The sequence below is a fragment of the Myxococcus sp. CA023 genome (assembly GCF_010998615.1).
Lineage (GTDB): Bacteria > Myxococcota > Myxococcia > Myxococcales > Myxococcaceae > Myxococcus.
This window is the reverse complement of the sequence record NZ_JAAEAH010000046.1, coordinates 13,142-25,352: the sequence shown is the minus strand read 5'-3', so window position 1 is coordinate 25,352 and position 12,211 is coordinate 13,142. Positions and strand designations below refer to the sequence as shown.

Here is a 12,211-nt window from a genome sequence, read left to right as displayed (position 1 = left end):
CCTGCTGAAAGAACGACTGCCTCTGCTGCTTGTGCGGGTTGTCGCCCCGGGGGTGCCTCCCTAGCTTGCATTTCGCGTAAGCGGCCGGTGGGCGGCGCGAGACACTGCGGGAGGCGACGTGGGGATTCGGCGGAGGTGGCTCGGGCTTTCCATGGCGATGGGACTCTCCCTGGGCACGGGGTGCATGTCGCCCTCTCAGGAGGCTCAGGAGCGTCTCGCGGCGCTGGAGGCCGAAGGCGAAGCGATGGACGCGGTGCTCGACTCCGTCGAGGAGCGGCTCCTGGGCAACCAGGCCATGCTCCAGACGTGGCAGGAGCTTGGCCGCCGCCACCAGCAGGTGACGCAGCTGCACTGCGAGACGTCCGACCCGCACATGGTCGCGATGATGAAGCACTACAAGAAGCAGGAGGACCGCGCGCGTCAGCTCAAGCGGCGCGGCAGCGGTGTCGCCTCGGTGGACAAGGCGGTGCTCACTTCCGGCAAGGCGCCGCGCGGCAACAACTGACGGTGCTCAGACGCTGAGCCTTTCGCGGAAGCGCTGCGACTGGCGGCGGGACATCTCCACCTCGCGGCCACCGCGCAGGCGCAGCGACAGGACGAACAGCGACGAAAGGGCGTGGCGAGATGCAGCCCATCTGCAAGCCGGGTGAGGACGGGATGCTGCCGCCGAGCCTCATCGAGCGCGGCCTCTGTCGGCCAGCGCCTTGAAGGGGCTCAGCGTCGTCGCAGAAGCCACGCGCGAGCGGAGCGGTCCATCGCGGCGACGGCGCGGAGGAAGAGGCTGGGGGCCATGCGGCGCAGGCGCCAGCCCCAGCGCGCATCCGCCATGGGGACGATGTAGAGGCTTCGCGCGTCCACGGCCTTCAGGAGCCTGCGCGCGACGACCTCCGGGCCCAGGCGGGCTTCATCCAGCATCATGCCGGCGAGGGTTCGAAGCGTGTCGTTGGTGTAGTGGCCCGCACTGGCGATTCGGGTGCGGAAGAAGCTGGGGCACGCCACGGTGACGCCGATGCCGGTGGCCTTCAGTTCGGCGTGGAATGTTTCGGAGAGCGCGACCACGCCTGCCTTGGACACGTTGTAGGCCGCCAGGTCGGGCACGTACACGAGCCCCGCCGCCGAGGCGATGTTGAGGATGTGGCCGGACCCCTGCCTGCGCATCCGGGGGACGAAGACATGGCAGCCGTGGATGACGCCCCACAGGTTGATGTCCAGCACGCGCTTCCATTCGGAGAGCGACAGCTCGCCCACTGGGCCCGCGCTGACGACGCCCGCGTTGTTGACCAGCAGGTCCACGCCGCCCAGGAGTCGCTCCGCGGCGTCGGCCATGGCTTCGACCTGGGCCGGCTCGGTGACGTCACAGACATGGACGTGCGCTTCGCCTCCCGCGCGGGTGACGCGCAGCGCGGTCTCCTCGGCGGAGGCGGCGTTGATGTCGGTGACGAGCACGCGGGCCCGTCTGCGTGCGAGCTCCTCGCAGAGCGCGCGGCCAAGGCCGCTGCCTGCGCCGGTGATGACGGCTCTTGGATGGGATGGAAGGCTCATGCGTGTCGTTGGAGCGATGGAGTTCAGCATGTCCCTGCCGCGGCCTTCGCCGCCATCACCCCGGCTGCGCCTTGACGCGAGCGCCCAGAGCGGCCCTGACACCGGGTGCTCCATGACACACCTGACATCCCTGTCCCAAAATCGCGAACGCGGCTACTAGCGCCAGGCAAGCGAGCGGGGCGTCAGTGACGACGCGGGCGAATCCGGGTACAACCGCCGCCGTGAGACGCGCCTTGTGCGGAGCGTTCGCCGCCATCGCGGTGGGCCTCTTCGGATGCAACGACTTGGAAGTCTGTGGCTCGACGGCCAGCGACATCACGCGTGATGGCGGGGAGCCCTACCGCTGCGTCACGTCCGAGGATTGCCCGCGCACCTCGCGCGTCAACGTCTGCGTCACCGACGTCTCGCCAGTGGAAGTCTGCGTCCGCTGTCAGGACACGAAGTGCGTCACCGTGACACCGGAGGCCTGCGACTGATGAAGTCCTTGCGGCTCGCGCTCGCCGTGCTGTCCCTGGCCGCCACGGCGTGCCGGGACAAGCCCGTGGACCATCTCCAGCGGGCCCGTGACGCCACCTTCGAGAAGCGGCCCGACGAGGCGCTCGTCGAGTACCGCAAGGCCTTCGACGCGCTTCGCCACGACTCCTCACCGGAGGCGCTGGTGCTCCGCGCGCGCGCCCTCAAGGGGGCCGCGGATGTCTACTGGCTGGAGCAGCGCAAGGTGAAGGAGGCGGTGGGCGTCTACCGCGAGCTCATCCAGCAGTGCCCCGAGTCGCCGGAGGCGCTTGAGTCCCGCATCATCCTGGCGGACCTGCTGCGCGTGCATTACCGCGACCTGCGCGGCGCCATCGACCAGCTCACCGCGGCCCTCAAGCTCAATCCACCGCAGGGCGCGGAGCTGCACTACCTGGTCACCAAGCTCTACTTCGAGCTGGGCGACTATCAGCAGTGCGAGCTGGAGACCCGCCGAGTCATGGAGCGCTTCCCCACGAGCGCCTACGTGGATGACGCCCTGTACCTCCAAGCCCAGGCCATCGCGATGATGGAGGGCCGCCGCCAGGAGGCCTCCCGCACCTTCGCGGACCTGCGCACGCGCTTCCCGGACTCCGAGCTGGCGCCGCACGCCCTCTTTGAGATGGGCAAGCTGCGCGCCGACGCCGGAGAGAACGAGAAGGCCATCGAGACGTGGGTGGATGCGCTGAAGACACACCCCGACCCCGCGCTGGTGCAGGACTACATCGCGAGGGCGCGCCGGCGCATCGCCAACACCACGGCCGCGGGCGTGGGGCAGCGCGAGGTGGCCTTCGACCGCGTCCGCCCTGCGCGCACGTCGTTGGAGGCCGTCGGTGGCCGCCCCGAGGAAGCCGCGCACGAGCACGACTGACGCGGGGCGGACACGCCGCCCTACGCCGGGACGTCCAGCGTCGCTTCCAGCAGGTTCGCGGGGCCCGCCCCATCTTCGGAGAGGGCCGCCAGGAGCAGCCGCACGCGCCCCTGTTCCACCCGGGCATCCACGCCCGTCACCGTCACGTGGCCCTCCAGCGCGTCGAGGAACTGCGGCGAGCCATCCGGCGCCAGCACGCCCACGACGGATCCGCCCACGGTTGCCGTCGGGCCGGTGCTCCCCGCGGTCGCGGTGAAGACCATCCGCCCGCCAGGAAGCGGCGATGCCGCCGTGAAGGACAGCCGCATGCCTCCGGCCTGTCCCAGCTCCCAGCGGCGCGTCATGCGCACCACGTCCGGGCCCAGCGCGCCGGTTTCCAGTCCGCGCAGCACCCGCTCCGCGTCCAGGTCCACGAGGGCGTCGGTGCCGGGCTCGCCGCTGCCGCGCTGGAGCAGCCGCATCAGTCCCCCCGACATCGCCGCCCCGGCGATGCGGAGCGGTCCGAACTCCCGGCTGATCTGGGTGTACAGCGCCGTGACGTCCACGGCCCGGGCATCTCCCGCGAGGGTGCCGTCCGCGCCCAGGGCGACCAGCGCGCCGCGCTGCCTGCCCGCGGAGATGCCGGACGGCAGCATCAGCAGCGAACCGTGGGGCGCGCTGCCCTGGGGCGCCAGCAGGCAGGGCACCTCCAGGTCGGGCTGCGATGACTTGAGGGAGACAGACGCGTCGGGCTGGTGGTTCGCGACGAGCACCACGCCATGACCGGGACTTGCCCTCGATAGGGGGAACGCGGCCAGGTGCAGCGGCTCATCCGCGACGGTGTAGAGCCAGTCGCCCGAGCGGACCAGTCCGCTCAAGGCGGTGACGTGAGACGGACGTCCTGTCGCGACGGGCGCCTCCAGGTCGAGGGTGCGCCGTGGGGTCAGGTGAAGCATGGCCGTGTCTCCCGCGAAGCCGCGGCCTCAGGGGCCCCGGCGCTTCAGAGCAGCGTACCGCGCAGCAGGAGGCTGGCGACGGTGAAGTAGATGAGGACGCCGCTAACGTCCACCAGTGTGGCCACGAAGGGCGCGGAGGCGCTCGCGGGGTCGAAGCCGAACTTTCGCAGGACCAAAGGCAGCATGGAGCCGGCCAGGGTACCGAACGTCACCACGCCCAGCACGGACAGGGCGACGGTGATGCCCAGCATCAAGGCGTGTTCCCCATAGACGCCGGAGATGGAGTTCCAGATGAGGATGCGCGCCAGGCCCACCACACCCAGCACCACGCCCAGCACCAGGCCGGAGAGCAGCTCGCGGCGAGCCACGCGCCACCAGTCCCTCAGTCGCATCTCGCCCAGCGCGAGCGAGCGGATGATGAGCGTGGAGGCCTGACTGCCGGAGTTGCCGCCCGAGGAGATGATGAGCGGCACGAAGAGGCTCAGCACCACGGCGGTGGCGATTTCGTCCTCGAAGCTGCTCATCGCGGTGGCGGTGAGCATCTGCCCCAGGAAGAGCACCAGCAGCCAGCCGATGCGCTTCTTCAACATGCCGAAGAAGCCGGTCTCGAAGTAGGGCGCCTCCAGGGCCTCCATACCGCCGGCCTTCTGGATGTCCTCGGTGGCCTCTTCCTGGACGACGTCGACGATGTCGTCCACCGTGACGATGCCCTTCATCCGCTGCTGGACGTCGAGCACGGGCAGGGCCATGAAGCCGTGCTCGGTGAACAGCCGGCTCACGGCCTCCTGGTCGGTGTCTTCCGACACGGTGATGACGTCGCGCTGCATGACGTCCGCCACGCGCTTGTCGCTGGCCGTCTGGAAGAGCTGACGCAGGGACAGCACGCCCAGCAGGTGCTGTTCGGCGTCGAGCACATAGGCGTAGTAGACGGTCTCCACCCGCTCCCGCGCCTGCTTGCGCAGGTAGCTGATGGCCTCGTCGATGGACATGTCCGGCCGCACGCGGGCGAAGCGCGGATTCATCAGACCGCCGGCGTCGTCCTCCGCGTAGGCCAGGAGCACGTTGACTTCGCGGCGGCTGGCGTCGTCGAGCTGCGAGAGGATGGACTCCGCCTGCTCGGGCTCCACCGCCTGTACCAGGTCGGCCAGGTCGTCCGGGGGCAGCAGCCGGACCCAGGTCCGTCGCTCGGCCGGCTGAAGGTGGAGGATGAGCTCCGCCTGCTCACGCGCCGACAACGCCAGGAAGAAGTCGTCCGCCACCGAAGCGGGAAGCAACCGGAAGCCCTCCAGCCGCTCATCGATGGAGAGCACGGGCCACGCCTCGTGCAGTTCCTCCATGGAGAGCGCGGCGCTCTGGGGGCTTTCCATCATGGGGGCTCACCTCCGGGCGTGTAGGGTGGAGCGCGTGGTGCCGCGGCGCGCCGGCCTCTCTACACCCGGAAGGCCAGGTATCGCGAGAGGCAGGCAGGCGACATTTCGCGCTTTCCTTCCGTGTGTGCCCCAACCGTCTCGTTATTTCAACGAAGACGCACGCCGTTCGTACACCCGCGTGCCACCGAGGCCCTGCCCGCCGCCGGCCTCCCAGTAGAAGCGCGGAGAGATGGTTCGCAGTCCGGGAGACAGGTCCGCGTTGCCCGGTAGCAGCTCCAGTCCCAGCGGGCCCTGTGACTCGGGCGGAACGGGCACCGCGGAGCCGACGCGTGATTGCCGCCACTGGATGAAGGGGATGGCGAAGCCGGGGCGGAGGGGCGCGCTCACCAACTCGAGCGGCGCGTCCACGACCAGGGTGCCTCGTTCGGTCAGCGCGCCATCCACCGCGGCCCACCGATACAGCGTCTGTCCTGGCTGCGGCAGGAGCAGGGTGTCCACGCGGGTCCACACCGCGCCATCCTCGATGCCCGCTGGCGCGCCCGGCAGGCGCTGACACGGCGCCTCCGAGGCGACGAAGGCCCCGCTCGGGCCCAACCGGAACGTGCACGCGCGGCTGTCGGGGTCCTGCGTCACCTGGATGACGCTGACCGTGTCGGGGCCCAGACGCACGAGCAGGCCCAGCACCATGTCGACGCCGAAGGGCAGCTGGTTGACCCGTCCCCACGGCGTGGGGGTGGCGCCGGTGACGACGCCTTCTGGGGTGAAGGCGAAGCGGTGCAGGCGCTCCGAGTCGAGCACCCACAGCTCATCCGCGGTGGCGAGCCGGTTCTGGATGACCTTCACGGTGTCGCGCTGGTTGAGCAGGAGCGAGCCGGTGAGCTCGAGTTCCGAGCCGGTGTCGACGAAGCGGCGCACCCGGTCCTCGCCCACGACCCAGACGACATCTCCCGCGACGGCCACGTCGGGCATGCCGGAGACGCCGCCGAGTTGCGTCTGGGTTCCGTTCGCCGCGTGCACCGCCACGCCGTCACACAGCCAGGTGCCATGCGTGGTGCGGTTCAGTTGCGTGCAGCGGGGCAGCGGGAGCACCGTCGGATCTCCTCCGGTCCACGCGCGTGACACGTAGGCGCCGAACTGCTGGAGGCTGCCCACCGGGGCGAAGGCGACGCGGACGTGGTGGCGTCCGGTGGTCGTCGGGGTGAAGCGGACGGTGGCCGCCTGTCCATTGCCGGTGAGGGACGCCTCCGAGGCCACGGCGTGGTTGTTCGGGTCGAACACCTCCGCCGTGATGCTGTCGGGGACCTGGGAGGTATCGGGGCCCTCACAGGTGAAGTTCAGGTTTGGTTGGACGTGGAGCTCCGCGGGGACCTCCAGCGACAGCAGGGGCGGGGTCTGCCCCATGCCTCCTGGCAGCGGGACGAGGCTGCAGTCATCGCCGGTGTCCGCACACCCGGACAGGGACAGCATCGCGGACCATGCGAGCAGGCAGGGAACGGTCTTCATCGAGGGGGGCGCCGCCCGGGTGACCTCGGCCTGGGGGGAGGCGGCGCAGGCTCCAGGGCCTTCTTACCCCATCCGCGGGCCGGGCCGGTGACAGGCGTGGCGCCGTGTCAGGCCCCGCGCCTCCAGCGCGTCATTTTTCACAGAAAGGAGCGGTGACATGCAGACGACGAACCTGACGAGCCCGATGAATCCCGACACCTTGAACGACACTGTCATCGGCATCGGCGTGCTCGCGCCCGTCGCCCTGCTGCCCGCTCCCGTGCTGCCCGGTCTACCCATTGGCGGTAGACGGCCCGGACTCTGACGCCTTTCGCCCGTCCATCGACGTGGCATGGCAGGCCAGAGGCCGGGCTCCCCGAGGGAACCCGGCCTCTTCCTTTTCCGGGTCGTCGCAGCACGTGCGGTCGTGGCCGAGTGGTCAGGCCCCTGGTCGCCATCCAGGTGAACACGGGTTCGAATCCCGTCGACCGCTTTCCGGCAGCCCACCCGGGTTGCCGCATCGAAGAACGCCGCGGTAGCCCAACTGGTAGAGGCGCTGCACTCAGAATGCAGAGGGTGCGGGTTCGAATCCCGCCCGCGGCAAGGCTGTTTCCGGGACGTAGCTCAGCTTGGACAAGAGCGCGCGCTTGGGGTGCGCGAGGTCGCTGGTTCGAATCCAGTCGTCCCGACTGCCATTACCCCTCCATCGGCGAGCAGAGCTCCACCAGGACGCCGTTGAGGTCTCTCACGTAGGCCACCGTCTGTCCCCAGGGTTTCTGCTTGGGGGGCTGCGTGGCCTCGGCACCCGCCTCCACGGCGCGCGTGTATGCGGCGGTCACGTCGGCGGTGACGAGCGCCAGTTCGATGGCCGCCGCGTCTTCCTTCGGCCGCAGATGGCGCACGGTGAAGCCGTGCTCCTTCGCCGCGCCTTCCTCGACGAAGGCCAGGGCGGTGGTGCCTGTCTCCATCTCCGCGTAGCCACCGCTCTCGTGGATGAATCGGCGCGCCAGTCCGAAGGCCTTCTCGTAGAAGACGATGGCGGCGCTCACGTCCGGTACGTAGAGGATGATGTAGCCGAGCTTCATGGTGGACCCCTGTCGGTCAGTGGGATGTCTGTGTGAGTGCGTCGTCACACGGATGGCACGGGCCTGTCTTGAAGGAATCGGACAGCGCTCAACCCACGAGTGCGGTGGGCGACACGCCGGCCAATTCCCGCACGTCTCGTGACAGATGCGCCTGGTCCGCGTAGCCGCATTCGAGCGCGACGTCACACAGGTCTGTGCCCTCACGGGAGCGCAGCAGGGACACCGCCCGCTGGAAGCGCAGGACGCGCGCGAGCAGCTTCGGCGGTACGCCGGCTTCGTCGAGGATGTCCCGGTGCAGGGTGCGCTCACTCACACCCAGTTCGCGAGCGAGCGCGGCCATGCGCACCTGCCCCGACGAGGCTTGAATGTGTCCCAGGGCCTGGATGGCACGCGGCTTCGCCATGCTCCGGAACGAAGCCCAGCGTCGGCGATGGTGCGCTGGAGCAGGGCCATGGCCTGGGCGGGTGAGGCGCAGTCTTCCATCCGCCGCTGAAGCTGCGTGAGGGTGGGCGAGCAATCCTGGGCGGAGACGTTGAGTCCGCAGAGTTCACGCGGACTGACACCCAGCAGGGCCTGCGCCCAGCCAGGACGGAGCCTGACGCCCAGGCTCACCCCGCCGGGCTCGAGGTCGACGAGGATGAAGCGCTTCATGGGGCCGACGACGGCCAGCCGGGGTGCGGCCAGCCACACCGGGCCTGGGGCGTGTTGGAATCCGAAGATGAGGTCGGTGCAGCCATCCGGAAGGACCCGGTGCTGCCGGGGGAGGGGGACGTCGTGGGGCTTTCGGGGCACCCAGAACTGCCAGAACGCGTCCACCGCATCCGCCATCTCGATAGGCGGTGCCCACTGGGTGTAGCCCTGCTGCTGTGCGTCCTCCGCCATCGCGTCCCTGTCTTCAGCCCGTGCACAGCTTGTCAGGCCCTGTGCGGCCATTGCGTCCATTTCCCATGAAAGGAGCGGTGGCCATGAAGACGGCGAACCTGACGAGCCCGATGAATCCCGACACCCTGAACGATACTGTCATCGGCATCGATGCGCTCGCACTCGCTGGCCGGGCCACCGCTCGTGATTCCAAGCGGGGGGCGACCTCCCGTCGAGATCTCCCGCCTGGGTTCTGACCCACCGCGCCCCGTCGAAGGACAGGGCATGGCAGTCCAGAGGCCGGGCTCCCCGAGGGAACCCGGCCTCTTTCTTTTCCGGGTCAACCCCACTGCTCCGGGATGCGATTGGAATCGCAGCACGGCCGTCTACCGTGTGAACAGGGTTCGATTCCCTGTCGGAGCGCTCATCCCCGAGGTGACGCCCATGAATCCCCTCCCCATCGAGTCCGAGCCGGAAGACCTGTTCGACGGCATCGCTTCCTTCTGACACCGCGCCCCGTGGCTGGGGCGCTCTCGCAGTCGCAGTTCCGGTCTTGTAGCTCAGAGGATAGAGCACTCGGTTGCGGACCGAGAGGCCGCAGGTTCGACTCCTGCCAGGACCACTCCTCCTTCAGTTGTCTGGTGCCCCGTGGGTATGGCAAGTGGGTAGCCACTCCGTCATGGATGACGCGACCTCCCTCTTGCTGGACACGCCGTGAGCCCGGTCACCCTGCAAATCAACCTCGCGCCCACGGACTATCCGCACGCGCGCCTCATCCTTCCGCATCAGCTTCGCCAGCTCGGGCCCTCCGTGCAGGAGGTGCTGCTCGTGCTGGACCTGCACCGCAGCCAGGGCAGCCGCTTCGCGGGTGCGTGGCTGGAGCGAAAGCCGAAGATGGACGCGCTGCTGTCGGAGCTGTCCTCGGCGGATCCGCGCATCCGGCTGGTGGAGGTGGACTACTCTCCCGCCGTCACGAAGGCACTCTCCGAGCAATTCTTCGGAGGCTCCCGGCTGCCCATGAAGGACTCGCGCGGCGGGCCCTTCCATTCCTACTTCTTCGGGCTCGCGGCGGCGAAGCACCCGCACGTGATGCACCTGGACGCGGACATGCTCATCGGTGGAGCGTCGCGCGCCTGGATGGCGGAGGCGGCCGCGCAACTCGCGTCACGCGAGGAGTTGGTGAGCTGCAGTCCCTTGTCGGGCCCGCCGCGCGCGGATGGGACGATTGCGGGAGACAGTCGCTGGTACGAGCCCGATGCACAGGGCTCCCACGCGTTCCGTTTCCGGCGCTTCAGTAGCCGGGCCTTCTTCGTGGACCGCGACGCCATGGTGCGCCGAGTGGGGCCGCTGCAGGCGAAGCTGGCGCCGCCCATTCACGTGCTGCGTGCCTTGCGCGCGGGCAATCCGCCGTACCGCGAGCCGGAGAACCTGGTCACCCGGAGGCTCAAGGGTCGCGGCTTGTGGCGGCTGGACTTCCTGGGCGCCGCGCCGGGCCTGTGGACATTGCATCCCCAGTACCGCTCGCCCACGTTCTACGAGCGGTTGCCGGAGCTGATTTCGCGCGTGGAGTCAGGGGACATTCCTGATGCCCAGCGCGGCCAGGAGAACGTGCACGACTGCCTGGTGGACTGGTCCGACGTGAGGGCCGCGCGGCGGAAGTGGTGGCGACGCGGGTAGTGCCTGCACTTCCGCCCGGAGCCCCTGGCATCAGCCCAGGGGCGACTCGGAGGTGACGATGCCGTCCAGGTCCGCATAAACGTAGTGGCCGGGGCGGAAGGTGACTCCGGCGAAGCGGACCTCCACGTCACGTTGTCCCTCGTTGCGCTTGAGGCTCTTGAGCGGGTGGGTGTCCAGCGCCTTGACGCCGATGCGCATGCGGCCCACGTCCTCGGCGTCGCGGATGCAGCCATTCACCACCACGCCCGCCCAGCCATTCTGGTGGGCGAGCAACGCGAGTTGGTCTCCCACGAGCGCGCAGCGGCGGCTGCCTCCGCCGTCCACCACCAGCACCCGGCCTTGGCCGGGCTCCTCCAAGGCCTTGCGCACGAGGGAGTTGTCCTCGGGCGCCCGCACCGTGCTGATGGGACCCGCGAAGGTCCGGACGCCGCCGTAGTCCTGGAACCCGGGCTCGGCAATCTGGAACCGCAGCGTGCCCGCGTGGGCATCGCAGAGGTCGGCCGTCTTGAAGTCGGTGAACGTGCTCATGGGCTTCGAGCCTTCTCAGGCCTCGCGGGACGACGCAACGTCCAGGGCGCGGAGGTCCTCCGCCGTCAGTTGCAACGTGAACGCACCCAGCAGTTCCTGCGTCTGACTGGCGGACGTCGCGCTCGCGATGGGCGCCACGATGGTGGGCTGATCCGCGAGCCACGCGAGCGCGACCTGGGCGAAGTTCGCTCCCGGATGCCGGCGCGTCACGGCGTCCAGGGCATCAATCACCGCCCAGCCGCGCGCGTTTCCATACTGCTTCAGCACGCTTTCGGCGCGGGCCGACTTCGGAGGCGGCTGGTCCTTGCGGTACTTGCCCGTCAGGAAGCCCGAGGCCAACGCGAAGTAGGGCGCCACCACGAGCCCTTCCCGTTCGCAGATGCCCCGGAGCGATGACTCGAAGTCCTTGCGCTCGACGAGGTTGTAGTGCGGTTGCAGCACCGCGTACCGGGCGAGGTTGTTGCGGCGGGATACCTCCAGTGACTCGGTGAGCCGCTGCGGGGAGTGGTTGCTGGTGCCCAGCGCGCGGACCTTGCCGGAGCGCACAAGCGCGTCGAAGGCCGCCATCGTCTCCTCTACCGGCGTGCCCAGGTCCTCGTAGTGCGCGTAGTAGAGGTCGATGACGTCCAACTGCAACCGGCGCAGCGAGGCCTCCACGCTGCGCTGGATGTGCTCGCGGCTCAGGCCCTTCCCCAGCTCCGTCTGCGAGCCCACCTTGGTGGCGATGACGACGCGCTCCCGAGCGCTGCGCGACTTCATCCACTTGCCGATGAGCGTCTCAGACTCGCCGCCGCGGTTGCCGGGAACCCAGCTCGAATAGACGTCCGCCGTGTCGATGAAGTTGCCGCCGTTGTCGACGAAGGCATCGAGCACCGCGAACGAGGTCGCCTCGTCGGCTGTCCATCCGAAGACGTTTCCACCCAGGCACAGGGGGGATACCTGAAGGCCCGTGGTTCCGAGTGCCTTGCGTGCTTCGAGCTTCGTTTGGGGCATTGCCTGTCGCTCCCTCGGTGAGTGGTCGGCCCGTGGGCCGTGGCCGGCGTAGCTAACGCGTCCCGAAGCAGGGTGCAGGTCAAAATGCCCCGTTCATCAGTGCGAATGTCGCCGTGCGGTATCGAGCATTTCCCACCGCTGGGGATGCTCCGCGAGCACTGCAATCCAGGGAGTCACTTCGTCTCGAGCCGCGGCGTTCGTGTCACGGAGTCGCTCGAGGACGGGCACGGCGCGGCTCAGGCCCAGCCGGGAGATGGATTCCCGCAGCGCCTCGCGCACGCTCGCCTGAGTCCCGGACGATGGGGCGCTGAATCCACCCAATTTAGTCAGATTTACAAGAAAGACGGTTTCTTCCGC

15 protein-coding genes and 4 tRNA genes are annotated in these 12,211 nt (G+C 69.0%); 10 read left to right on the top strand and 9 right to left on the bottom strand.

Features of this window, described 5'->3' with window-relative positions:
* Nucleotides 1-118 precede the first annotated feature (118 nt).
* Nucleotides 119-505, top strand: a complete 387-nt coding sequence (locus tag F8M74_RS20740; protein WP_141254034.1) for a hypothetical protein — start codon at nt 119-121, stop codon at nt 503-505.
* Nucleotides 506-714: 209 nt separating this feature from the next.
* Here the strand turns inward: F8M74_RS20740 and F8M74_RS20735 are convergent, their stop codons facing one another.
* Nucleotides 715-1,542: an SDR family NAD(P)-dependent oxidoreductase gene (locus tag F8M74_RS20735; RefSeq protein ID WP_141254035.1), complete on the bottom strand. Its 828-nt coding sequence runs from the start codon at nt 1,540-1,542 to the stop codon at nt 715-717.
* Nucleotides 1,543-1,775: 233 nt separating this feature from the next.
* Here F8M74_RS20735 and F8M74_RS20730 point away from each other — a divergent pair, with 233 nt between their 5' ends.
* Nucleotides 1,776-2,018 carry a hypothetical protein gene (locus F8M74_RS20730; protein ID WP_013936442.1) on the top strand — a complete coding sequence of 81 codons (243 nt, stop codon included), beginning with the start codon at nt 1,776-1,778 and terminating at the stop codon, nt 2,016-2,018.
* On the top strand, nt 2,018-2,923 hold the full coding sequence (locus F8M74_RS20725; protein WP_011550514.1) for a tetratricopeptide repeat protein: 906 nt from the start codon (nt 2,018-2,020) through the stop codon (nt 2,921-2,923). Before F8M74_RS20730 ends, F8M74_RS20725 begins: the two co-directional genes overlap by 1 nt.
* 20 nt (nt 2,924-2,943) lie before the next feature.
* On the opposite strand, the gene F8M74_RS20720 is transcribed toward F8M74_RS20725, so the two are convergent.
* From F8M74_RS20720 to F8M74_RS20710, 3 genes are all read right to left on the bottom strand, one after another.
* Nucleotides 2,944-3,858 carry a hypothetical protein gene (locus F8M74_RS20720; RefSeq protein WP_141254036.1) on the bottom strand — a complete coding sequence of 305 codons (915 nt, stop codon included), beginning with the start codon at nt 3,856-3,858 and terminating at the stop codon, nt 2,944-2,946.
* A 44-nt stretch (nt 3,859-3,902) separates the two neighbouring features.
* Complete coding sequence (gene mgtE / locus F8M74_RS20715; protein ID WP_141254037.1) at nt 3,903-5,228, bottom strand: magnesium transporter; 1,326 nt, start codon at nt 5,226-5,228, stop codon at nt 3,903-3,905.
* A 141-nt stretch (nt 5,229-5,369) separates the two neighbouring features.
* The gene (locus tag F8M74_RS20710; RefSeq protein WP_141254038.1) at nt 5,370-6,731 is read right to left on the bottom strand and encodes a hypothetical protein; all 1,362 of its coding nucleotides are present in this window, start codon (nt 6,729-6,731) and stop codon (nt 5,370-5,372) included.
* Between the two features lie 157 nt (nt 6,732-6,888).
* On the opposite strand from F8M74_RS20710, the gene F8M74_RS20705 reads away from it, so the two are divergent.
* The 4 genes from F8M74_RS20705 (at nt 6,889) to F8M74_RS20690 (ending at nt 7,399) form a co-directional block, all read left to right on the top strand.
* Nucleotides 6,889-7,035 carry a hypothetical protein gene (locus F8M74_RS20705; protein WP_163884507.1) on the top strand — a complete coding sequence of 49 codons (147 nt, stop codon included), beginning with the start codon at nt 6,889-6,891 and terminating at the stop codon, nt 7,033-7,035.
* 96 nt (nt 7,036-7,131) lie between these two features.
* Nucleotides 7,132-7,203 (top strand) — tRNA-Gly (locus F8M74_RS20700).
* Between the two features lie 36 nt (nt 7,204-7,239).
* Nucleotides 7,240-7,313, top strand: a tRNA-Leu gene (locus F8M74_RS20695).
* 10 nt (nt 7,314-7,323) lie between these two features.
* A tRNA-Pro gene (locus tag F8M74_RS20690) sits at nt 7,324-7,399 on the top strand.
* 6 nt (nt 7,400-7,405) lie between these two features.
* Here the strand turns inward: F8M74_RS20690 and F8M74_RS20685 are convergent.
* From F8M74_RS20685 to F8M74_RS20680, 3 genes are all read right to left on the bottom strand, one after another.
* Complete coding sequence (locus F8M74_RS20685) at nt 7,406-7,795, bottom strand: VOC family protein (protein WP_141254039.1); 390 nt, start codon at nt 7,793-7,795, stop codon at nt 7,406-7,408.
* Nucleotides 7,796-7,883: 88 nt separating this feature from the next.
* Entirely contained in the window at nt 7,884-8,135 is a 252-nt protein-coding gene (locus tag F8M74_RS37940) for a helix-turn-helix domain-containing protein (protein ID WP_239004911.1), read from the bottom strand.
* Entirely contained in the window at nt 8,105-8,677 is a 573-nt protein-coding gene (locus F8M74_RS20680) for a DUF6597 domain-containing transcriptional factor (protein WP_228560270.1), read from the bottom strand. Before F8M74_RS20680 ends, F8M74_RS37940 begins: the two co-directional genes overlap by 31 nt.
* A gap of 83 nt (nt 8,678-8,760) precedes the next feature.
* Between F8M74_RS20680 and F8M74_RS20675 the strand changes: the two genes are divergently transcribed.
* From F8M74_RS20675 to F8M74_RS20665, 3 genes are all read left to right on the top strand, one after another.
* Nucleotides 8,761-8,913, top strand: a complete 153-nt coding sequence (locus tag F8M74_RS20675; protein ID WP_153881173.1) for a hypothetical protein — start codon at nt 8,761-8,763, stop codon at nt 8,911-8,913.
* Between the two features lie 292 nt (nt 8,914-9,205).
* Nucleotides 9,206-9,278: transfer RNA gene (locus F8M74_RS20670), tRNA-Arg, on the top strand.
* Between the two features lie 92 nt (nt 9,279-9,370).
* On the top strand, nt 9,371-10,333 hold the full coding sequence (locus tag F8M74_RS20665; protein ID WP_141254040.1) for a hypothetical protein: 963 nt from the start codon (nt 9,371-9,373) through the stop codon (nt 10,331-10,333).
* A gap of 30 nt (nt 10,334-10,363) precedes the next feature.
* Here the strand turns inward: F8M74_RS20665 and rraA are convergent, their stop codons facing one another.
* Both rraA and F8M74_RS20655 read right to left on the bottom strand, forming a co-directional pair.
* Nucleotides 10,364-10,861 (bottom strand): ribonuclease E activity regulator RraA, encoded by a 498-nt coding sequence (gene rraA, locus F8M74_RS20660; RefSeq protein ID WP_141254041.1) that lies wholly within the window; start codon nt 10,859-10,861, stop codon nt 10,364-10,366.
* 15 nt (nt 10,862-10,876) lie between these two features.
* Complete coding sequence (locus tag F8M74_RS20655) at nt 10,877-11,854, bottom strand: aldo/keto reductase (protein WP_141254042.1); 978 nt, start codon at nt 11,852-11,854, stop codon at nt 10,877-10,879.
* Nucleotides 11,855-12,211 lie beyond the last annotated feature (357 nt).